Raw genomic sequence first — 22,417 nt, forward strand, 5'->3', positions numbered from 1 at the left:
CAGGGTCTCATTATTTTTCAATAATGAGGAATCAGATGATAAACGCACGAAGCTTATTTCTTTTCGCTAAGGGAAGCGCATCATTTTCGATAGCTAGAGTCAAGTGTTCTTGATTTTTGTCTTTTGAAAACAACAACTCATTAAACTGATGCGTGGTTAAACTGTTTTTGGCAGGTTCAATAAGCGAAACCGTATCGCCAGTTTTTACAAAACCTTCTTCCAATACCCGAACATAGGTTCCCGGAAAACCATGATTCACAAATTGTTTTACCACTTTTTGGGAGCCAAACTTAACGCCCAATTTAAAGCAAGGTTCTCTGGGCTGGGTTATTTGTACAAAGGCTTCGCCGATTTTATAAATATCCCCAATCATCATTTTGTTTTCATCCAATCCGTTTACGGTTAGGTTTTCACCAAACATGCCCCAATTCCAATCTAAATTCGGATATAGGTTTTTCCAATATCCATAATGATTTTCAGAAAATAGATAACACGCTTTAAACTCGCCACCATGGTATTTCCTATCGCTTACTTCGTCATCTTTTACATCGCTTTTTCCTAAGTAAATAGGTTCTTGTGTAGGTGTTTTATAAATGCCGGTAATCACATTTTTACCTCTATAAAGTATGGTGGTTGGCTTGGCTATATTGGTGGAAGTAACTTTCATAGTATAAACTAAATTTAACCCCTTGAGTATAATTAATTAGAAACTAAATGTCAGTCTGAGCGCAGTCGAAGACCTCGTAAACAAGCACTTCGACTGCGCTCAGTGTGACAAATTTAATATAATTGACTGTAAAACAATAATTGCACCCAATGGGTTAAAATTACTTTTTGATAGCCGTCAACTCCGCAATTTTACATATCACTTCAGTCGCTTTTATCATACTCTCTACAGGAACATATTCATAACGCCCATGAAAATTATGGCCGCCAGCGAAGATATTCGGACAAGGCAATCCCATAAAACTGAGTTGAGAACCATCGGTACCGCCACGAATAGGTTTTATGATGGGTTTGATGTCTAATTGTTTCATAGCCTCTTCGGCAATATCCACAATATGCATCACCGGTTCCACTTTCTCTTTCATATTAAAGTATTGATCTTTTATTTCGATACTTATAATATCTTCTTCATATTGAGAGTTAAGTTCTTCGGTCAGTTTAAGCATCATGTCTTTGCGGGCTTCAAAATGTCCGAAATCATGATCCCTAATAATATATTGCAATTCGGTTTCTTCAACATCGCCTTTTACAGTGTGTAAATGAAAAAAACCTTGGTACTCATCGGTATGTTCTGGTGTTTCCAGTCGAGGTAACGAATTGATGAATTCGGTTGCTATATAAAGCGAATTAACCATTTTACCTTTGGCATATCCCGGGTGTACACTTTTTCCTTTAACACGAACTTTGGCACTAGCGGCATTGAAATTCTCATATTCAAGTTCACCAATTTGACTACCATCCATGGTGTAAGCCCAATCGGCTCCAAATTTTTTGACATCAAATTTATGGGCGCCACGGCCTATTTCTTCGTCTGGTGTAAAACCAACTTTAATGGTACCATGTTTAATTTCAGGATGGTTTATTAAATATTCCATCGCAGTAATTATTTCACAAATGCCCGCTTTATCATCGGCACCTAAAAGGGTTGTGCCATCGGTTGTAATTAAGGTTTGCCCTTTATAAAGATGTAAATCTTCGAAATAATCGGGTGATAATATGATGTTTTCGGCTTCATTTAAAACAATATCCTTACCGTTATAGTGTTCAATAATTTGAGGTTTTACGTTGGTTGCGGTAAAATCGGGAGACGTATCAAAATGGGAAATAAAACCAATGGTTGGTACCTGGTGGGTAACATTGCTTGGTAAGGTTGCCATGATGTAGGCGTTCCCGTCGATGCTGACATCCTGCATGCCGATGGCTTTTAATTCTTCAGCCAATTTATTTGCCAAATGCCATTGTTTTTCGGTACTAGGAGTTGTGTCACTATCTGGATTTGATTGCGTGTCAACGGTAACGTAACTTATAAATCGATTTATAATATGTTGTTTATCAATCATGTTGATGGATTTTATTTGAGGTTTTTATAGGGAATACTAAAAGCAAATTATGAACTCAAAAATACTATTAATTTTCAAATGCTTCATGCTGTTTTTTATGAAATGAATGGTATTTTTGTGCCACAATTCAACTTCACTATGTATAAATTACTTATTCGTCCCATTTTATTTTGGTTTGACCCTGAAGATGTGCATTACTTTACGTTTTCGCTCATTCGGTTTTTAAACAAGATTCCTTTTGTTTCATCCATTATTAAAAAAATATACCAAGTTGAAGATGCTTCTTTGGAAAAAGAATTGTTCGGATTAAGATTTAAAAATCCCATTGGCTTAGCTGCGGGATTTGATAAGGATGCGAAGTTGTTTAATGAATTATCAAACCTCGGATTCGGTTTTATTGAAATAGGCACACTAACACCAAAGGCGCAACCGGGAAATCCCAAAAAAAGATTGTTTCGCTTAAAAGAAGATTCTGCTATTATCAATCGTATGGGATTTAATAATGGCGGTGTTGAAGACGCTGTGAAACGTTTAAAAACTAACAAAGATGTTTTAATTGGTGGGAATATTGGGAAAAATAAAGTGACGCCCAATGAAAATGCTGTGGATGATTATAAAATCTGTTTTAATGCGTTGTTTGATTATGTGGATTATTTTGTGGTGAATGTCAGTTCGCCCAACACGCCTAATTTGAGAGCTTTGCAAGATAAAGAACCGTTGACGAATCTTTTAAAAGAATTGCAGATTGAAAATTCAAATCACCCAAAAAAGAAACCCATTCTCTTAAAAATTGCGCCCGATTTAACCAATGAGCAATTGATGGACATTATTGATATTGTTGCAGAAACAAAAATTGATGGTATTATAGCCACCAATACTACCATTTCGCGAGACGGTTTAACTTCTGAAAGTAAAACGGAAATAGGGGGATTAAGCGGTAAACCTCTAACAAATCGTTCTACTGAGGTGATTCGGTTTTTAGCTGAAAAAAGCAATAAGGCATTCCCCATTATTGGCGTTGGAGGCATTCATACCGTTGAAGATGCTCTGGAAAAATTGGAAGCTGGTGCCGATTTAATTCAGCTTTACACAGGATTTATCTACGAAGGCCCAAAACTTATAAAGGATATCAATAAGGCTTTGATTAAAAAATAAGTTACTTGATAAACTTTTTAACCACTCTGGAATTTCCATTATTTAGAGTTAATAGATACGTTCCTGACGATAAGTTATTAACGTCAATTTGTTTGTTGGTAAGTGATCCTTGGGACAATACTTGCCCATATAAGTTTGATATTTGATAATGGGTGGCACTATCTATTTCTATTGCTAAAGAGATATTTATAGTTCCATTAGAAACCGGATTTGGGTAAATTTTTATTTGAGCCAATGAAGCAGCTTCTTTTACATCCTCTGTAATAGCTCCATAAAACTGCATTTTTATAAATTGAAAGAACGCATACATTCTAGCCTGTTGCTGTTTCGAGAATCGGGTTCTACATCCTTTATAGGAATAGGACATCACGTTGAAAGTATCAGGTCGATACAAATCCCCATTAACATCAGTAGCGTTCCCTATATAGTTACAAGAATCCAGATTGTTTGAACCTAATTTTGGGTCGGCGGGAGTATCACATATACCATCACCATCTGTATCACAATTGCTTCCATTTACTAACTCCGTAGTCATATTATCGTTTGGTCCGTGGGTATGTATTAAGGATAAAATGTGACCTATCTCATGTGCTAATGAAGAATCGTTAATGGCACAGCTATTTTGCATAAAAATAATATTGGCATTTTTGGTAATGTTAGCATAGCCACAAATATTATTCTTGGATTCATTTTTTAGGTTGTCAGCAAAGTAAATATTCAATGCTCCTTCTGTGTAATTGTTTCTTGTCAATTTACTTTCATCACTTTTATTAAAATTGGAAAAAGCATCATTGTCAATATAATTTATGTTGCCACTTAATGAAAATTGAATATAAATATCTTTAAAAATGGAGTTAAGATTATTTATAGTTTGGTTTAAATCGTCAACATCTAAACCATTACTTCCTTGAGAAGTTCTAATAATGTGGGCTTTAATGGGAATATATTCAACTTTTATGTCATGACCTCCTTTTCCAGTAGAAGATTTTGACATAAAACTTTTTTCGTTTTTATTGATTTCAGACCGTATGCTATTGTAAAATTCAAGTGATTCAGTACTCGTAGTTGTTCCGCAACTGTAGTCTGGATTATTTTGGGAGGACAGATGAAAAGTTACCGATAATGACATCGTAACAAGGAGGATACTTATTTTTCTTTTAAAAAGATTCATTTGGGGCGAAACATTTTGCTCAAATGTATCCTTAAACTAAACCTTACTATAATAAAAACGTTATACAGTTGATATTTTCGATTAGTCAACTATAACATCATTCATTGAGATGATTTTCATTTATGATATTTTTTCCAATTAGTTTTCATGTCGATAGTGTCATTTATAATTTATGCTTCAAAAAATAATAGTATTTTTATCATCCTCATTTTAACTGATAGATGCCAAGTCAAATTAAAATCATCGAATGTCCAAGAGACGCCATGCAGGGTATAAAAACCTTAATTCCCACAGAGGCTAAGGTTCAATATATACAATCATTGTTGCGTGTCGGATTTGATACGATTGACTTTGGAAGTTTTGTGTCGCCCAAGGCCATTCCACAAATGGCAGATACGGCATTGGTATTATCAAAATTGGATTTAAGCAGCACAAAAAGTAAATTGTTAGCCATTGTAGCTAATGAAAGAGGAGCAGAAGATGCATCGCAATTCTCGGAAATTGATTATTTGGGATATCCCTTTTCCATTTCTGAAAATTTTCAAATGCGTAATACCCACAAAACCATTGCGCAATCCGTTTTAATTTTGGATGAAATTCTTAATATTTCAACTAAAGTCAATAAACAGGTTGTTGCTTATTTGTCTATGGGATTTGGAAATCCGTATGGCGATCCTTGGAATGTTGACATCGTAGGGGAGTGGACTAATAAACTATCCAAAATGGGCGTAAAAATTATATCGCTTAGTGATACCATTGGTACATCTAATCCGGAAAATATTCATTATTTGTTTTCAAATCTAATTCCTTTATATCCAGATATTGAGTTTGGAGCGCATCTGCATACGACCTATGACTCTTGGTTTGAAAAAGTGGACGCTGCTTATAAAGCGGGCTGTAAGCGTTTTGATGGTGCCATTCAAGGTTTTGGTGGTTGCCCGATGGCAAAAGACGAACTTACGGGCAATATGCCTACGGAAAAACTACTTTCCTATTTTACATCTAAAAAGGAAAATAATTTAAATGCTTTAAGTTTTGAAAGTGCCCATAATGAGGCGACAAAGATTTTTAGTATGTATCACTAAAAAAAAGAGGCTGTCCAAAAAGTAAACTTTAATGTCAGTTTGAGCGCAGTCGAAAACCTTATTGATTAGATTATCAATGCATTTCGACTGCGCTCAATGTGACAATTTTTAGACAGTCTTAATTAAAACCTGATTTCTAAACCTCCGTAAGCTCCAAAAGGATGTCCTGGGCGTAAACCAGATGGTACACGAGATACAGCATAGGTTTCATCTAGTAGATTAATAATATTTCCAGTAAGGCTTATATGCTTGTTGAAGTGGTATTTTCCTGAAAAATCAATGATAAAATTAGAGTCCACACGTTCGTTTTCTTGTAAACTGCCTGTTCCGGCAAGCGTTCTAAACTGTCCATTATAACGACCACTTAGGTTAAGTTCAAAACGGTCATGTTCTAATGAAATAACCGCATTAAATTGGTGTTTGGAGATGTATGGTAATTCATCACCTTTGGTAACATCTCCCCAAAGTTCATCGGTGCTTTCAAAACTGTTTAAAAGTTCCGTATCAGTAAATGTATATCCAAAAGATATTGGTAAGGCAAATTTAGAAGTTTTAGAAAGTAAATTATAGTTTAATAACACTTCAAGACCTTTTACTACAACTTCACCTGCATTAAATTGATCTAAAGACCCTGTGCCTCCTGATGCTGCCAAATCACTACCCAATAAATTGCTATAATCATTATAAAAACCTACCAGTTCTCCACTAATGCCAATAACGTTGAAGCGTGTACCCAATTCGTAATTAATGCTTTCTTCAGCTTTTTGCCCCGGTTGGTTGCTTGGAGGTGAAAATCCTTTATGCACGCCACCAAAAGTTGATATATTATCTGAGACATTGTAGTTAAACCCTATTCCTGGAATAAACACATCTACTTTATTTTCTCTCGTAGAAAGATTGCTACCTGTTCTATTTATATCATTGGAACCATAATTGGCACGTGACAAAGTAATATTCTCATAACGAATACCCGGTGTAAGGGTTAGGTTCCTGTATTTTAGTTTATATAGTGCAAAAGCCGCAAAAGCCTTGGCGTCAGCAATACGGTTTTCATCTGTTCCCGGTATACCAGCGTTGGTAAGGTTCATCTGTCCGTCAAAAATATTGTAACCATCTACCCATTGAAAACGGTCTTCTTCATCAAAGTGGTAGCGTGCCCCAACTTCAATATCGTGGAATGTATTATTGCCGTACCAGTGATAATCAAATTTGGTTTGTAATCCTTTCGACACATATTTTCTGTTATTCGCTTTTACGCTGAATGCATTATCACTGCTATTTATATCACCTCGTATGATGGAAAAATGGTTAGAGTAAGTTGTTGGGTCTTTAAGAATTGATGAAATACCTGTTTTTTGACCATTATATGTAACATCATTTAACTTGTACCAATTTCTTGTAAACCCATTGTAATAACCATTGGTTGTAATTCTAAAATTTGGGTTAAAATTTATGGAATGGGTCAATTGTAATTGAACGTGTTCGGTGGTCATTTTATCAACTTGTGACCCTGCGTAACGACTGAACGGCGAACTTTCAAAATCATCATTCGTCAATCCTAAATAGGTTTCATCTGATACTTCATCCGAATACTGGAATTTTATGTCTAATGCTTGTTGAAGTTTTGCTTCTTTGCTACTATTTACCCTGAATTTTGCTACAACATCATTTTTATCAAATCCGGTGTCGTCACCATTTGGCAAATTTTTAAAACCATCAGAATTATAATTGAGATATTCTACCATGTAGCCAAAATTGGCTTTACTGTCGCCTACTTTAGCATGTAATTGTCCAGTATTAAAACTGCCATAACTTGCTCTCACAGATCCATTAAATGTTTGTGGAATTGGTGTAGATACCATATTAATGGCGCCCCCAGAAGTAAAAGGGCCATATTGAACTTGACTACTACCTTTTAAGATTTCTATGGCTGACATTCGGGCTACTGTCGGGAAATAATAAGCTGCAGGCGCGCTATAAGGAGCTGGAGCTATTAATACACCATCTTCCATAATGGTTATTTTTGAACTACGCTCTGGCGAAGTACCACGTAAACTAATATTCGGACGTAAACCAAAACCGTCTTCTTCATATATATTGACTCCCGGAACGGAACGCAAAATTCTATTGATATCCGTATAACTAAATTTTTCTAATTCTTCTGGTGAAATATAATAGGCCGATCCTGTTCTATTCTTAGCAACATATTTGTTTCCTAACATGACATCGGCACTGATGATGACTTCATCCAAATTTTGAATGGAGTCTGTTTGTGTCTCTTTTTTAGTGGTTTGTTGCGCAAAACCTAGGCTTGATAATCCAATTGAGATTAATAAAAGGGGTAAATATTTTTTCATTTATTTAGACTTATTAAAAATAGTGATGATTATTATGGCGCGAAAATAATATCTAAATTCATATTTTCAAAATTTATTTAGAATAAATAAAAATAAAAAAGCAGTAATATTTATTGATAATCTTCGTAGGAAGCCATACGACCTATAATTGGATTCTTTTTCTAAAGAAGATGTGTTTTTTTTCTGTTTAATTGTCTTTTATTATAAAGACAGACAGAATGAAATCAATTATTTTTTTCCTATATATATTTAAAATAGAAACGAAAAAAATGCGTAGATTTGCACGCAATTATAAAGTAATTGCCATGACTGCACATCAAAATAAAATAGTAGGGGAAGGTCTTACTTACGACGACGTCCTTTTAGTTCCCGCTTTTTCAGAAGTTTTACCACGCGAGGTTAGTATCCAAACAAAATTTACACGAAATATTACCATAAACGTTCCCATCGTTTCAGCAGCTATGGACACTGTTACCGAGAGTAAAATGGCTATTGCCATGGCTCAAGAAGGTGGTATAGGTGTATTGCATAAAAATATGACTATTGAAGCCCAAGCTTTAAAAGTTAGAAAGGTAAAGCGTGCAGAAAGCGGTATGATTATAGACCCAGTAACCTTGCCTCTTACTGCTAGGGTTATTGATGCCAAACAATGTATGGCAGAATTCGGTATTGGGGGTATTCCTATCGTAGATGATAATGGGGTTTTAAAAGGCATTGTTACTAACCGTGATTTGCGTTTTGAACACAAAAAGAGCAGGCCTATTGTTGAGGTAATGACGAGTGAAAATTTAGTAACTGCTCCTATGGGAACCTCGCTACAAGACGCTGAAATTATTTTACAGAAACATAAAATAGAAAAACTGCTGATTGTTGATGATCATTTTAAATTATCAGGCTTGATAACTTTTAGGGATATTACAAAATTAACCCAAAAGCCAAATGCGAATAAAGATAAATTTGGACGTTTACGTGTCGCTGCTGCCATTGGTGTAACAGCTGATGCTTTGGAAAGAACTGAGGCTTTAGTAAATGCAGGAGTTGATGCCGTAGTTATTGATACAGCTCATGGACATACAAAAGGCGTGGTGAGTGTTTTAAAAGATATTAAGGCGAAGTTCCCCGATTTGGATGTTATTGTTGGCAATATTGCAACAGCCGCTGCCGCTAAATATTTGGTGGAAGCAGGTGCCGATGCCGTAAAAGTGGGGATAGGCCCAGGTTCTATTTGTACCACGCGTGTGGTTGCTGGGGTTGGATTTCCACAGTTTTCTGCAGTGTTAGAAGTGGCCGCAGCCATTAAAGGAAGTGGTGTACCCGTAATTGCTGATGGTGGTATTCGTTATACAGGTGATATTCCGAAAGCGATTGCCGCTGGGGCTGATAGTGTGATGTTAGGCTCTTTGTTGGCAGGAACAAAAGAATCTCCTGGGGAAACCATTATTTATGAAGGACGAAAATTCAAATCCTACCGAGGTATGGGGTCTGTGGAAGCCATGAAAGAAGGTAGTAAAGACCGTTATTTCCAAGATGTAGAGGACGATATTAAAAAATTAGTGCCAGAAGGTATTGTGGGTCGTGTGCCTTATAAAGGCGATTTATACGAAAGCATCCATCAGTTTGTTGGTGGTTTACGTGCTGGTATGGGGTATTGTGGTGCCAAGGATATTGAAACCTTAAAAGAAACAGGGCAGTTTGTGAAAATTACGTCTAGTGGTATTAACGAAAGTCATCCACATGATGTGACGATTACGAATGAATCTCCTAATTATTCAAGATAAATTTTAAATTAAGATATAAAGAAGCTTTTTGAAAAGTAACTTTAATGTCAGTTTGAGCGCAGTCGAAAACCTTGTTATTCAGATTATCAAGACATTTCGACTGCGCTCTATGTGACAATTTTTAAACAACCTTTTTTTATTCTACTTTATAAATATACTCTTCATAACCAACTGCACCATCATCACCAATTGCTTCAATAACAACCACCATCTCTCCAGCAATATCCGCATTATAAAATGATGTCTTGCCTATTCCAGAATCATCCGTTTTCAATATCGGTTGCCAATGGATTACCGATCTTAAATCCGGTTTTTGTAAATCGTCTGCCTGTGCGTTATTATATTTAGGCGCATAAAACTCCTTTGATTGCGAAAAAACAGGCACCGTTGTTTTCAAAATACCTACAGGCTTTCTAACATTGTAGATGCCTTTTTGACCATGCGTATAAATGGCTAAAACATTGCCCGATTGAGGAGGTGATATACAGCCATAAGGGTATACTTCACAATATAAGCTAGAAAAATTTTTGGCATATTCAATAAGCTCTACACTGCTTACTTCACTTGGAGGAATGCTTTGAGCAAATTCGAACTCGTAGGGTCTTAAAGGTATACCATCAATAACAACCAATGTTGGTTCCCTATTAAATGCCATAGGGTATAAATTTCCGGCACTATCCCTTCTAATAGTTAGCTGATCAGAAAAACTGAACATAAGTACACTGTAAAGGCCATAAGACCATTTTTTTTCTGCAGCAGCAACATTCTCACCTTCAATAACCTTATCTGGTTTGCCAAACCTGTCCATCACTTTTTTGCGGTTTGGGGTTAGCTTGTAGGCTTCTATAATTACTTCGTCCAGAAGGATATCATCTGAGTTTAAAGAGAAATTATTATAGACCAATTTCCGTTCGTCTTCTTTTTTTAAGAAGATTTCTGCGATGCTATCCAATTTTTCAACGGACTTTTTGTGGTTAAAAGTAATGTCGGGCGATTTCTTTCTGTTTAAGCTAAAATTATAGCTCACTTTTGCCCCAGATTTTTTGGCACTTTGCAGCACAATACCCATATCTTTTCCAAATTCATCATACAGATTGAATTTAAAGTTACCAAGACTATCTGTTGTCTGCGCATACACATCCTTGCTTTCCCCAAAGGTCATCATTGTGATTTCGGCAGGGCGCCTTTTATTCTTTGATAGCGCACTGGTAACATGTCCAGAAACCGTTAAAGATGCTTCTGGCTTAAAAGGCAGTCTGTCAAATGGTTTAGTATACTTATAATGTCTCCAACCTTGGGTGAGCATGAGCGCATCCAAATCGCTTTGCATATCTTTATTTTCATTGAAATAGAAACCAGGTTTTTCTATATGCCCCATAAGTTCGGAACTCAATAAAAAATAGGATAGAATGTGCTCTCTTGTATTTTGAATATCACCCAATTGCTCTTTGTTAATGACCAAAACGGAGGTATTGGCGTTTGCAGGTTCGTCTTTTATGTTTGTGGTTTCAATGGAAATATTGGTTAGGTCGCGTTTTGCATAATAAGGCTTATCAGCAGTTATTTTTATGTTCAGGTTATTTCCTAATCGTTTGTTGAAATAAATACGTTCGGCTATAGCTTGATTTTTATCGTCCATCATTTTAAAAACAATAATGCCTTCGGGAAGGTCATTACTGGAAAATAGAAATTTTAAATCGCCATTTTTGAGTTGAGCTTTTACATCAAAAAGAACCACACTCCTAAAGGACACATTTAAATAAATGGTATCATTCTTTAAATAATTTGAAGATGTATTTACCGTAATATTCTTGTCTTTTTCTGAAATGGTTATGATGTTACCTATTGCCTCAACTCTAGGTAATGGGTATAAGATGTCTGTTTTACTTACTTCTTGAACCAATTTGGCATAATAGGTTTTGGTGCTATCAGCATGGTTCAATTCAAAACTGCCCATACCTAAACTGTTACTTTTAAAAGAAGTGATCAGGGTATTATATTGGTCAACAATATCACCTTCTACTTTTGTTCCGCTACCAAAAGCATCTAAAGCTTTAAAACCGACTTTGCTTGATAATCCATGGACTAATTCACCACTTTCGGGGAAGAATTGCAGGTCAATTAATTGCTCATCCAACACAATGGTCTTGGAATATGTTTTCTGATTGGAGGTTATCAGCTCCAACGTTGCCATCTGGCTCTCTTTAGGAACCACATAATCGATTTTATAGGTATCGTCCTTTTCTTTTTTAATGGAGACTGAATCTCTTTTATTGTCGATGGTAATATAAAGTTGCAATTTGTTTTTGTGTAGGCTATCTAGAACAAAAGGGTTAATCACTGCTTTTAAATGGTCGTTTTCTGTAGGCTCCTTAACCAGAGTAACTTGGTTTATAGCATTGTCCCGATTGTCTTTGTCTGCAAGCGAAAATACTTGTATATACTTTTCAAAGAAGAAATAGTTATCAAAATTTTTGTTCCATTCGGTGTAGGCTCGAATAAGATATGTGCCATTTGACATTGTTAGGGCTAAATCGAAATAACCTTCACTAATTCCTTGGTTTAGTTTAATGAGTTTTTTTTCAATGAGCGTTTCCTCAGCATTTATGAGTTCTACATATAGAACACCACTTAAATTAGTAGGTGTATTATCAATCGATTTTGTGACGATGGATTTAAACCAAATGGTGGAGCCTGTAGTGTAAATATCCTTGTCCAATTGCAGGTATATTTTTTCTGCTAAAGAGGCGTTGGAAATTGTGGTCTGTCCTATGGATTTATTGGTTGAACATAATCCCATAACCAATATAACAATAACCTTAAAAAGTTTAAAGTTGGATTTTAAAAATAAACGGATTGATTGTTTCATAAAAATTCTATTCCACTTTATAGGTGTATTCTTGATAACCAACAGCGCCATCTTCATTAATCGCTTCAATAATAACCATCATCTCGCCCGCAATATCAGCATTATAAAATGATGTTTTTCCTACTCCAGAATCATCGGTTTTTAGTATCGGTTGCCAATGGATTATCGACCTTAAATCTGGTTTTTGTAAATCGTCTGCCTGTACGTTATTATATTTAGGCGCATAAAATTCCTTTAATTGTGAAAATACAGGCACCGTAGTTTTCAAAATCCCTTTGGGACTTTTTACACCATGCAAACCTTGTTGTGCGTGTGTGTATATGGCAATAATATTTCCTGACTGCGGTGGTGGGTCTGGGCGTAAACATGCTTGAGGAAATAATTCACAAAAAAGACTGGTGAAATTTTTTGCATATTCAATAACTTCAACACTGCTGACTTCACTTGGAGGGATACTTTCAATTAATTGGTATTCATAAGGTCTTACAGGAATACCATCAATAACAACGAGTGTCATTTCATTGTTTAGTCCTTTTGCATATAAAACACCATCCGGTCCTCTTTCAATTATGAGTTTATCAGAAAAACTAAACATAAGCACACTATAAAGCCCAAAAGACCATTTTTTTTCTTTTTCAGCGACATCATCACCTTCAATAACCCTATCTGGTTTTCCAAACCTATCTATTACTTTTTTACGGTTGGGAGTTAATTTGTAGGCCTCTATAATCACTTCATCCAAAAGGATATCGTCTGAATTTAACGAGAAATTATTATAAACCAATTTCTTTTCATCTTCTTTTCTTAAAAAAAGGTCTGCGATGCTATCCAATTTTTCAACAGACTTTTTGTGGTTAAAAGTAATGGCAGGCGATTGTCTTCTGTCTAAACTGAAATTATAGTTGACTTTTGTCCCAGATTTTTTGGCACTTTGCAGTACGATGCCCATATCCTTTCCCAACTCATCAAACAGATTGAATTTAAAGTTACCAAGACTATCTGTTGTCTGTGCATACACATCCTTGCTTTCCCCAAAGGTCATCATTGTGATTTCTGCAGGGCGCCTTTTATTCTTTGATAGTGCACTGGTAACATGTCCCGAAACCGTTAAAGATACTTCTGGCTTAAAAGGCAGTCTGTCAAATGGTTTTGCATACTTATAATGTCTCCAACCTTGGGTGAGCATGAGCGCATCCAAATCGCTTTGCATATCTTTATTGTCATCGAAATAGAAACCAGGTTTTTCTATATGCCCCATAAGTTCAGAACTCAATAAAAAATAGGATAGAATGCGCTCTCTTGTATTTTGAATATCACCCAATTGCTCTTTGTTAATGACTAAAACGGACGTATTGGCGTTTGCAGGTTCGTCTTTTATGTTTGTGGTTTCAATGGAAATATTGGTTAGGTCGCGTTTTGCATAATAAGGTTTATCAGCAGTTATTTTTATGTTCAGGTTATTTCCTAATCGTTTGTTGAAATAAATACGTTCGGCTATAGCTTGATTTTTATCGTCCATCATTTTAAAAACAATAATGCCTTCGGGAAGGTCATTACTGGAAAATAGAAATTTTAAATTGCCATTTTTGAGTTGAGCTTTTAAATCATAAAGCGTTAAGCCCCTAAAAGACACATTTAAATAAATGGAATCGTTTTTTAAATAATTTGATGAGGTGATTATGGTAATATTTTTGTCCTTTTCTGATATAGATAATACATTCCCTAACGAAGCGATTTTTGGCAATGGGTATAAGATGTCTGTTCTATTTGATTGTTGAACCAATCTAGCATAATAAGTTTGAGTGCTATCTGCATGGCTTAATTCAAAACTGCCCATGCCGAGGCTGTTGCTCTTAAATGAGGTGATTAGGGTATTGTTTTGATCAACAATATCCCCTTCTACTTTTGTTCCGCTACCAAAAGCATCCAAAGCTTTAAAACCGACTTTGCTTGATAAGCTATGCGCCAATTCACCGCTTTCGGGGAAGAATTGCAGGTCAATAATCTGTTCGTCTAACACAATGGTCTTGGAATATGTTTTCTGATTAGAAGTTATGAGTTCGAAAGTTGCCATCTGACTTTCTTTTGGAACCACATAATCGATTTGGTAGCTGTCGTCCTTTTCTTTTTTAATGGAGACTGAATCCTTTATATTGTCGATGGTAATATAAAGTTGCAGTTTGTTTTTGTGAAGGCTATCCAATACAAATGGATTGATGATTGCTTTTAAATGGTCGTCTTCGTTTGGATCTTTAATTAATGTAACATCACTTATGACATTTTCTTTATTATTTTTATTAAGAGGAGAAAATACTTGAATATACTTTTCAAAGAAAAAATCGGTATCAAAATTTTTGTTCCATTCCGTATAAGCCCTAATAAGATATGTGCCGGCTTGAAAGGTTTCAGGTACATCAAAATGGCCTTCGCCAATACCTTGGTTTAGTTTAATGAGTTTTTTTTCAATAAGTTTTTTTTCAGCATTTATGATTTCTACATATAAAACGCCACTCAAATCGGTAGGGGTATTATCAAGTGATTTTGTGACGATGGATTTAAACCAAATCGTTGAGCCGGTAGTATAAATATCCTTGTCCAATTGCAGATATATTTTTTCTGCTAAAGAGGTGTTAGAAGGACTGGTTTGTGCCTTGGCTACATTAGGCAAATACATTCCTATAATTAATAGTAGATGGATTATTGTTTTCATATTATTCTATTCCACTTTATAGGTTAATTCTTGATAGCCAATCGTACCATGGTCGCTAATCGCTTCCACGATCACCATCATGTCGCCTGTAACATCTCCATTATAAAAAGATATTTCGGCTTTGCCCGAGTTATCGGTTTTTAATATCGGTTGCCAATGGATTAAGGTTCTTAAATCTGGTCTTTCCAAATCTTCTGGGATTATTTTATCATATTTAGGGGCATAAAATGTTTTACTTTCTGAAAATACGGGAATGGTTATTTGGGATAAGCCTTTGGGTTTATAACTATAAGCACTATGTATTCCTTTTTGGCTTTTGGTATATATCGCAACAATATTACCTTCAGAGCCGTTTTTGTCATCTATACATTTTTTTTTCCATTCACTGGCATATATTTTAATGCAGAAAGTCTTGTAAAATTTCGCGAATTCAATAATTTCAATACTGGTTACCTCGCTTGCCTGAATGTGTTGAAGATATCCATATTCGTAGGGATAAACAGGGATGCCATCCACTACCACCATGGTAGGTTGGCCATTTTGAGCTTGGATTGAATCTCCACCAATTATTCGGACTTTATCTAGGAAGTTATAATGAAGAATGTCAAGAATACCACCTGACCATCTTTGTTCTTTTTCTTGTAACTCCCTGCCATCAATGACTTTGTCCGGTTCGCCAAACCGTTTAGTGACCTTTTGTTGCGCGGCATTTAAGTTTCGTCCTGTTAGCAATACTTCATCCAAGGCAATATTGCCCTCAGGAATGTATAAGTCATCCATAATCCTAACTTTTTTCACTTCTTTCTCAACCAATTCTTCAGTGACTGGGTCTGATTTTTTTATGATTTCTATATCATTCAAAACAATCGGCGGAGCTTTTTTTTCATCAATCTTGAAATCGTAATCCACTTTTTTGCCTGCTTTTTTGGTGCTTTGGATAAGAATATCTAGAGTGCCACCATATTCATCATCCAAATCAAAATTAAAATGCCCTATTCTATCGGTTGTTTGTGTATATAAGACCTCTTCTTTTCCAAAGGTCATCATCGTTAAATCAACCAGATCACCTTTGTTTTTGGAAGATTTTGCTATCGTTTTGCCAGATACCGTTAAATTAGTTTCAGGTTTAAAAGTTAGTTTGTCATAAGGTTTGTCATATTTATAATGTCTCCAACCTTGGGTAAGCATCAAGGCATCCAAATCGGCTTCCTTATTTTCATTATTTCTGAAATAAAACCCCGGATTTTCAATCTTACCTCTCAGTTCCGAGCTCAATAAAAAATAAGAGAGGATGTTGTCCCGCAAACTTTGCAACTGTCCCAATTCACTTTTATTAATCACTAAAATGGATGCATTGGCGTTTATAAGTTCTTCTTTATTATTTGTAGTTTCTAGAGTTAAATTGGTCAGTTCCCGTTTTAAATATGTGGATTTATTGGGCGCTATTTTTATATTTAAGTCATTTCCCAATCTTTTATTGAAATAAAGCCTTTCTGCCATGGTGCGTTTATGGTTGTCCATCATTTTAAAAACAATGATGCCTTCGGGAAGTTCGTTGCTGGAAAAAAGGAACTTTAAATTGCCATTTTTCAGTCTAGCCTTCAAATCATAAAGCGTCGTTCCCCTAAAGGAAACATTCAAATAAATGGAATCGGTTTTTTTGTAGCTTGATTGGGTGTTGACGGTGATAATCTTATCTTTTTCTGAAACGGATACTACATTGCCCAAGGAAGCAATTTTTGGCAACGTATGAATTTTTGATTCGTTTTTAAGTTTGGCGTGATATGTTTTGTTGCTGCTTATCGAGTCTAGTTGAAAACTCCCCATTCCCAAAGAATTACTTTTAAAAGTCGCTATTTGCTTATTGTCATTATCTAAAATAATGCCTTCTACAGGAATTCCAGTTCCAAAACGATCCAAGGATTTAAATCCGATTTTACTTGGTATGCCATGAACTAATTCGCCACTTTCCGGTAGAAACTGCAAATCGATGTCATTGTTAATTGAAGAACGGGTTTCTAATTGTTCTTCGGTTGATGTTTGTGTTTTTTCTTGTTTATTTGTTATGTCATCATAAATAGAGAATACTTGAATATACCTTTCAAAGAAAAAATAGGTATCAAAATTTTTGTTCCATTCCGTGTAAGCCCTAATAAGATATGTGCCAGCTTGAAAGGTTTCAGATACATCGAAATGGCCTTCGCCAATACCTTGATTTAGTTTTATGAGTTTTTTTTCAATAAGTTTTTTTTCGGCATTTATGATTTCCACATATAGAACGCCGCTTAGATTAGTAGGGGTATTATCAAATGATTTTGTGACAATAGATTTAAACCAAATGGTGGAACCGGTTGTGTAAATATCCTTGTCCAATTGCAGGTATATTTTTTCTGCTAAAGAAGTGTTGGAATTCATGTTCTGCCCAATAGTTATATTAGACAAGCACATTCCTATAATTGATAGTAGATAGATTGTTTTTTTCATATTATTCTATTCAACTTTATAGGTGTATTCTTGATACCCAATCGCACCATTGTCGCTAATGGCTTCCACAATTACCATCATGTCGCCAGTATTATCTCCATTATAAAAAGAGATTTCGGTTTTGCCCGAATTATCTGTTTTTAATATCGGTTGCCAATGTATTAAGCTTCTTAAATCTGGCCATTCTAGATCTTCTGCGGTTATCTTGTCATATTTCGGAGTATAAAATGTTTTGGTTTCTGAAAAAACAGGAATGGTTGTCTCACCCAAACTTTTGGATTTTCGTGCGTAAGCACCGTGTATTCCTTTCCCTACTTTGGTGTATATGGCTACTATATTTCCTTGTGCTGGTGATTTTGCCCCGAATTTTTCAGGGAATACTTGTCCATAAAATCTTTTAAAGGATTTTGCAAATTCAATCACTTCAATACTAGTTACCTGATCGGCTTGAATGTGTTGAAGATTAGGGTATTGGTGACCAAATACAGGAATACCATCAATAACAACAAGTGTTATCATGCCGTTTAATGATATAATAGATTGGTTACCAACAGAATCCCTTTTTATTATAACCTTGTCACGAAAGTTATAATGCAATATATCATATATGCCAGAAGACCAATTTTTCTCCTTTTCCTTTATTTCTGTGCCTTCTATTATTATATCTGGTCCACCAAACCTATCTATGACTTTTTGCTGTATGGGGGTCAATTTTCGCCCTGTAACCACAACTTCGTCTAAGGCTATGTTGCCCGAGTGGATATGAAAATCGGTCTCAATTTTTTTCTTTTCAATGGCCTTTTTAATAAAAGCCTCATTGGTTGTGATTTGTTGTTTTTCAAATATTTTTTGATTGAATTCAATGGGAGGCGATTTTTTTTCATCAATTAAAAAATTGACACCAACTCTTTTTCCAAATTGTTTTGCACTAACAAGTACTTTCACGTTTTCTCCAAACTCGTCCTCCAAATCGAATTTAAAATGACCCAAACTATCTGTTGTTTGCATGTATAAAACCTCGCCTCTCCCATAAGTTATCATGGTAAGGTCTGATTGATAGCTTTCACTTTTGTTTTGAGTTAAAAGTGCTTTTCCGGATATGGTAAGATTGCTTTCGGGTTTAAAATTAAACTTAACAAAAGGTCTGTTATATTTATACTGTCTCCAACCTTGGGTTAGCATTAAGGCATCTAAATCATTCTGAACATTATTGTTATTACTGAAATAATAACCGGGATTTTCAATATCGCCTTTCAGTTCTGAGCTTAATAAAAAATAAGAGAGGATGTTGTCTCGTAAACTTTGCATCTGCCCCAATTCCTTTTTATTGATCACCAAAATGGATGCATTGGCGTTTATAAGTTCTCCTTTATTATTTGTAGTTTCTAGAGTTAAATTGGTCAGTTCCCGTTTTGAATATGTGGGTTTATTGGTCGCTATTTTTATATTTAAGTCATTTCCCAATCTTTTATTGAAATAAAGCCTTTCTGCCATGGTGCGTTTATGGTTGTCCATCATTTTAAAAGCAATGATGCCTTCGGGAAGTTCGTTGCTGGAAAACAGGAACTTTAAAGTGCCATTTTTAAGTGGCGCTTTTAATTCATGAAGTGTTGTTCCCCTAAAGGAAACATTCAAGTAAATGGAATCGGTTTTTTTGTAGTTTGATGATGTGTTTATAGTGATGATTTTATCCTTTTCAACAACCCATATCACATTTCCCATAAACGTTGCTTTTGGCAAGGGATGGATTTTATATGTGTTCTTCAGTTTGGCATGGTAGGTTCTGTTACCGTTCACCGAATCCAGTTGAAAGCTTCCCATGCCCAAAGCATTGCTTTTAAAAGTGGCTAGCTGATTGTTGTCATCATCAAATACAGTTCCTTCTACGGGGATTCCAGTTCCAAAGCTGTTTAAAGCCTTAAATCCGACTTTGCTTGAAAGCCCATGAACCAATTCGCCACTTTCGGGTAAAAACTGTAAGTCGATGTCAGTGTTGATTGTCGAAGTGGTTTGTGGGTTTTCTTCGACGGCTATTTGCGTTTGGTTTTCCTGCTGATTATTTGTTTTAATATCATAAATAGAAAACACTTGCACATACTTTTCAAAAAAGAAATCCCTATCAAAATTTTTGTTCCATTCAGTGTATGCTCTTATAATATAGTTTCCAGCGGGCAAGGTTTCAGGCAAATCAAAATAGCCATCTCCAATGCCTTCGTTTAGTTTTATGAGTTTTTTTTCAATGATGTTTTTTTCAGCATTTATGAGTTCTACATAAAGAACACCGCTCAAATCAGTAGGTGTGTTGTCAATTGATTTTGTGACAATGGATTTAAACCAAATGGTGGATCCTGTAGTGTAAATTTCTCTATCCAATTGCAGATATATTTTTTCTGCTAAAGAAGTGTTGGAAGTAACCGTAAAAGCGGTTTGTGAAAAGCCATTAGAACAAATGATTGCAAAACATAGAAATAATGAAGATGCTAATATCTTGTTCATTGGTTTATTTATAATATGGGTCTTTATCAACCAAAAATGTGCCTAAAATCCAATATGCTGATAATGTGTTTTTTACGATTTAATAAATATCTTAACATAACAAACATGTAAAAAATATTAACATTAAGTGTAAAATGTTTTTACACTTAATGAGTTTATAAATAAAATTGTTTTAAGGAGATATTAATCATTCCATAGAATGAATACCAATCATATTACCTTCAGTATCAAATGCCAGCACAATAAAACCGTATTCGCCAATTGACATTTTAGGTCTAAACACACTACCGCCAGCAGCTTCGATTCTAGCTTCTTCAATAGCACAGTTTTTACTGTAAAAATAGACGATGGTGCTATTGCTGCCTGCCTTAAAACCTTCCATATACACTAAGGCTCCAGAAGCCATGTTTTTGGATTCCATGTTGGATGGGAATGCCAACATTTGAAGAGGCATGTCCTCTGGTGTTGGCAATACGGATAGTTGAATTTGAAAAACAGTTTCGTAAAAGGCTTTGGCCCTTTGTATGTTGTTGGTGTAAATTTCGAACCAAACGACTGGGTTGTGGGTTTCCATGATGAAATATTTATAATGACACATCCAAACGTCTTATTGACATTTAGTTAGCATTAAAAATAAATAAATTTCTTTCAAATACCATAACCTGATTGTATATTCTTTTAAATAGCTGAATTAATTATCTATTTAAAAATACGTCATACATTTTTTTATGTCTTAATAAAAGGCAAGTCCAAACAACAATTCCGAACAGTATAGGGAAGAATATATTAGAAAGCGGATCACCATGAATGATATGTGTTGCCACAGCACCACCAAGCCAACCAGTTAGTAATATAGCTCCAATAAAAGCCGTTTTTGGTATGGCATATAATAGGGTGCTGACCAATAAAATAATACCTAAATAATGTACTGAATATTCTGGATATCCCATCTCTTTAGCACCTGTTACGGCCATTTCTGTCATTAATAAATTATTAAAAGCACCCATTAAAAGCATGATAACGATGATACCTTGAAGAATATAGGATACCCATAAACGTAGTTTTGGTATGTTATTATTTGTGTTCATAACTTATTGATATATAGTTGTATAAAGATATTAATTTTTTATGTATGTTGATTGATTTGTCAATTCGAGTGATTTTCGAAGTATGAGAAAATTGTATCGAGAATCTATACAATTAAAGTTCTCGATACAATTCGCTTATGGCGAATCACTCGAACTGACATTACGTTTCAATAAAAATTTTAAGTTTACTAGGCGTTATTTTTATAATTTATCATCCAATTGATACCATATTTATCTGAAAACTCACCAAAGTATGCGCCGAAAAACATATCTGCCATAGGCATGGTAATATTGCCATCCGCAGATAGTTCGTTAAAGAGTCTGTCTGCTTCTTCTCTTGTTTCCGGCTCAATGCAGAGGTGCATATTGTTTCCTTTTGTCAATGTAAAGCCCATTTCCTTTGGCGCGTCTGTTCCCATTAAAATGTGGTTTCCGGTTATGGGTAACTCTACATGCAACACCATTTTTTTAATGGCATCGGCTATGGGCGGATGTCCAGAATCGTTTGGAATATCTCCAAAACGCTGAATGCCTTTTCCTAAGAATTCGGTTTTAAACACACTTTTATAGAAATTAAAGGCTTCTTCTGTTTTACCATCAAAATTCAAATACGTCGTGACACGTGGTGTATTGTCTATTTTTAGTTCGCTTCTTAGTTTGAATTTTTGTTCAATATAAGCATCCAAATTTTCAAGAGCCATTGTTAAGCCTTCTTTAAATCCTAATGAGATTATTTTCTCAAGATCCGCTAGGCTTTCATAGGTGGCTACAATGGAAACAAGGGTTTTATTCGCGTTTTCACTAAATGTATTGGTCCATTGTGTTCTTGGCATATCTTTATTCACCATGCCTTCTTCATCACAAAAGGCATCTAAACCAGAATAGCTTTTCTTCGGGTCGATTTTTAAATAATCATTTTTACACCAATGTTTGTCATTTTCTGGACTTAGCATATAATACAACCATGTACCACCTTCTCTAAAATCCATAGACTTTGTTACGGTTCGATACGGTTTTGGTGCCCACCATTGATCCAAAATTTCTGGTTTGGTCCAAGCATCCCAAACCACATCTAGGTTTGCTGCAAATTCACGTTCTATGTTTACGGTATTGTTTTCTTTGTTTACAATAAAGTGGAATAAAAGATGATTTTTCATT

14 protein-coding genes are annotated in these 22,417 nt (G+C 35.2%); 3 read left to right on the forward strand and 11 right to left on the reverse strand.

Features of this window, described 5'->3' with window-relative positions:
• Positions 1–31: 31 nt before the first annotated feature.
• Complete coding sequence (locus CDH49_RS10700; protein WP_100615507.1) at positions 32–667, reverse strand: MOSC domain-containing protein; 636 nt, start codon at positions 665–667, stop codon at positions 32–34.
• A gap of 160 nt (positions 668–827) precedes the next feature.
• Positions 828–2,066: a peptidase T gene (gene pepT, locus CDH49_RS10705; protein ID WP_100615508.1), complete on the reverse strand. Its 1,239-nt coding sequence runs from the start codon at positions 2,064–2,066 to the stop codon at positions 828–830.
• 138 nt (positions 2,067–2,204) lie between these two features.
• On the opposite strand from pepT, the gene CDH49_RS10710 reads away from it, so the two are divergent.
• The gene (locus tag CDH49_RS10710) at positions 2,205–3,221 is read left to right on the forward strand and encodes a quinone-dependent dihydroorotate dehydrogenase (RefSeq protein WP_100615692.1); all 1,017 of its coding nucleotides are present in this window, start codon (positions 2,205–2,207) and stop codon (positions 3,219–3,221) included.
• A gap of 1 nt (position 3,222) precedes the next feature.
• Here CDH49_RS10710 and CDH49_RS10715 read toward each other — a convergent pair whose 3' ends face one another.
• The gene (locus CDH49_RS10715; RefSeq protein WP_100615509.1) at positions 3,223–4,392 is read right to left on the reverse strand and encodes a zinc-dependent metalloprotease; all 1,170 of its coding nucleotides are present in this window, start codon (positions 4,390–4,392) and stop codon (positions 3,223–3,225) included.
• Between the two features lie 221 nt (positions 4,393–4,613).
• Between CDH49_RS10715 and CDH49_RS10720 the strand changes: the two genes are divergently transcribed.
• Positions 4,614–5,477 (forward strand): hydroxymethylglutaryl-CoA lyase, encoded by an 864-nt coding sequence (locus CDH49_RS10720; protein ID WP_100615510.1) that lies wholly within the window; start codon positions 4,614–4,616, stop codon positions 5,475–5,477.
• A 122-nt stretch (positions 5,478–5,599) separates the two neighbouring features.
• On the opposite strand, the gene CDH49_RS10725 is transcribed toward CDH49_RS10720, so the two are convergent.
• A complete protein-coding gene (locus CDH49_RS10725) occupies positions 5,600–7,834 on the reverse strand; it encodes a TonB-dependent receptor family protein (protein WP_100615511.1) in 2,235 nt (744 codons plus the stop codon).
• A 305-nt stretch (positions 7,835–8,139) separates the two neighbouring features.
• On the opposite strand from CDH49_RS10725, the gene guaB reads away from it, so the two are divergent.
• Positions 8,140–9,612 (forward strand): IMP dehydrogenase, encoded by a 1,473-nt coding sequence (guaB, locus tag CDH49_RS10730; protein WP_100615693.1) that lies wholly within the window; start codon positions 8,140–8,142, stop codon positions 9,610–9,612.
• 136 nt (positions 9,613–9,748) lie between these two features.
• Here guaB and CDH49_RS10735 read toward each other — a convergent pair whose 3' ends face one another.
• The 7 genes from CDH49_RS10735 to CDH49_RS15905 all read right to left on the reverse strand — a co-directional run bounded on the left by CDH49_RS10735 (position 9,749) and on the right by CDH49_RS15905 (position 22,416).
• Positions 9,749–12,481 carry a hypothetical protein gene (locus CDH49_RS10735; RefSeq protein WP_100615512.1) on the reverse strand — a complete coding sequence of 911 codons (2,733 nt, stop codon included), beginning with the start codon at positions 12,479–12,481 and terminating at the stop codon, positions 9,749–9,751.
• A 7-nt stretch (positions 12,482–12,488) separates the two neighbouring features.
• The gene (locus tag CDH49_RS10740; RefSeq protein WP_157805299.1) at positions 12,489–15,191 is read right to left on the reverse strand and encodes an MG2 domain-containing protein; all 2,703 of its coding nucleotides are present in this window, start codon (positions 15,189–15,191) and stop codon (positions 12,489–12,491) included.
• 6 nt (positions 15,192–15,197) lie between these two features.
• On the reverse strand, positions 15,198–17,675 hold the full coding sequence (locus CDH49_RS10745) for a hypothetical protein (protein ID WP_157805300.1): 2,478 nt from the start codon (positions 17,673–17,675) through the stop codon (positions 15,198–15,200).
• A 6-nt stretch (positions 17,676–17,681) separates the two neighbouring features.
• Entirely contained in the window at positions 17,682–20,171 is a 2,490-nt protein-coding gene (locus tag CDH49_RS10750) for a hypothetical protein (protein WP_100615515.1), read from the reverse strand.
• 187 nt (positions 20,172–20,358) lie between these two features.
• A complete protein-coding gene (locus CDH49_RS10755; RefSeq protein ID WP_100615516.1) occupies positions 20,359–20,745 on the reverse strand; it encodes a VOC family protein in 387 nt (128 codons plus the stop codon).
• A gap of 121 nt (positions 20,746–20,866) precedes the next feature.
• Entirely contained in the window at positions 20,867–21,259 is a 393-nt protein-coding gene (locus CDH49_RS10760) for a DoxX family protein (RefSeq protein WP_100615517.1), read from the reverse strand.
• A 188-nt stretch (positions 21,260–21,447) separates the two neighbouring features.
• Complete coding sequence (locus CDH49_RS15905) at positions 21,448–22,416, reverse strand: SRPBCC domain-containing protein (protein WP_100615518.1); 969 nt, start codon at positions 22,414–22,416, stop codon at positions 21,448–21,450.
• Between the last annotated feature and the right edge of the window lies 1 nt (position 22,417).

Source organism: Confluentibacter citreus (assembly GCF_002807055.1).
Lineage (GTDB): Bacteria > Bacteroidota > Bacteroidia > Flavobacteriales > Flavobacteriaceae > Confluentibacter > Confluentibacter citreus.

Bases quoted from the DNA above. Each gene is read 5' to 3' on its own strand.
- CDH49_RS10700 (WP_100615507.1), bottom strand. From the start codon at position 667: ATGAAAGTTACTTCCACCAATATAGCCAAGCCAACCACCATACTTTAT.
- pepT (WP_100615508.1), bottom strand. From the start codon at position 2,066: ATGATTGATAAACAACATATTATAAATCGATTTATAAGTTACGTTACC.
- CDH49_RS10710 (WP_100615692.1), top strand. From the start codon at position 2,205: ATGTATAAATTACTTATTCGTCCCATTTTATTTTGGTTTGACCCTGAA.
- CDH49_RS10715 (WP_100615509.1), bottom strand. From the start codon at position 4,392: ATGAATCTTTTTAAAAGAAAAATAAGTATCCTCCTTGTTACGATGTCA.
- CDH49_RS10720 (WP_100615510.1), top strand. From the start codon at position 4,614: ATGCCAAGTCAAATTAAAATCATCGAATGTCCAAGAGACGCCATGCAG.
- CDH49_RS10725 (WP_100615511.1), bottom strand. From the start codon at position 7,834: ATGAAAAAATATTTACCCCTTTTATTAATCTCAATTGGATTATCAAGC.
- guaB (WP_100615693.1), top strand. From the start codon at position 8,140: ATGACTGCACATCAAAATAAAATAGTAGGGGAAGGTCTTACTTACGAC.
- CDH49_RS10735 (WP_100615512.1), bottom strand. From the start codon at position 12,481: ATGAAACAATCAATCCGTTTATTTTTAAAATCCAACTTTAAACTTTTT.
- CDH49_RS10740 (WP_157805299.1), bottom strand. From the start codon at position 15,191: ATGAAAACAATAATCCATCTACTATTAATTATAGGAATGTATTTGCCT.
- CDH49_RS10745 (WP_157805300.1), bottom strand. From the start codon at position 17,675: ATGAAAAAAACAATCTATCTACTATCAATTATAGGAATGTGCTTGTCT.
- CDH49_RS10750 (WP_100615515.1), bottom strand. From the start codon at position 20,171: ATGAACAAGATATTAGCATCTTCATTATTTCTATGTTTTGCAATCATT.
- CDH49_RS10755 (WP_100615516.1), bottom strand. From the start codon at position 20,745: ATGGAAACCCACAACCCAGTCGTTTGGTTCGAAATTTACACCAACAAC.
- CDH49_RS10760 (WP_100615517.1), bottom strand. From the start codon at position 21,259: ATGAACACAAATAATAACATACCAAAACTACGTTTATGGGTATCCTAT.
- CDH49_RS15905 (WP_100615518.1), bottom strand. From the start codon at position 22,416: ATGAAAAATCATCTTTTATTCCACTTTATTGTAAACAAAGAAAACAAT.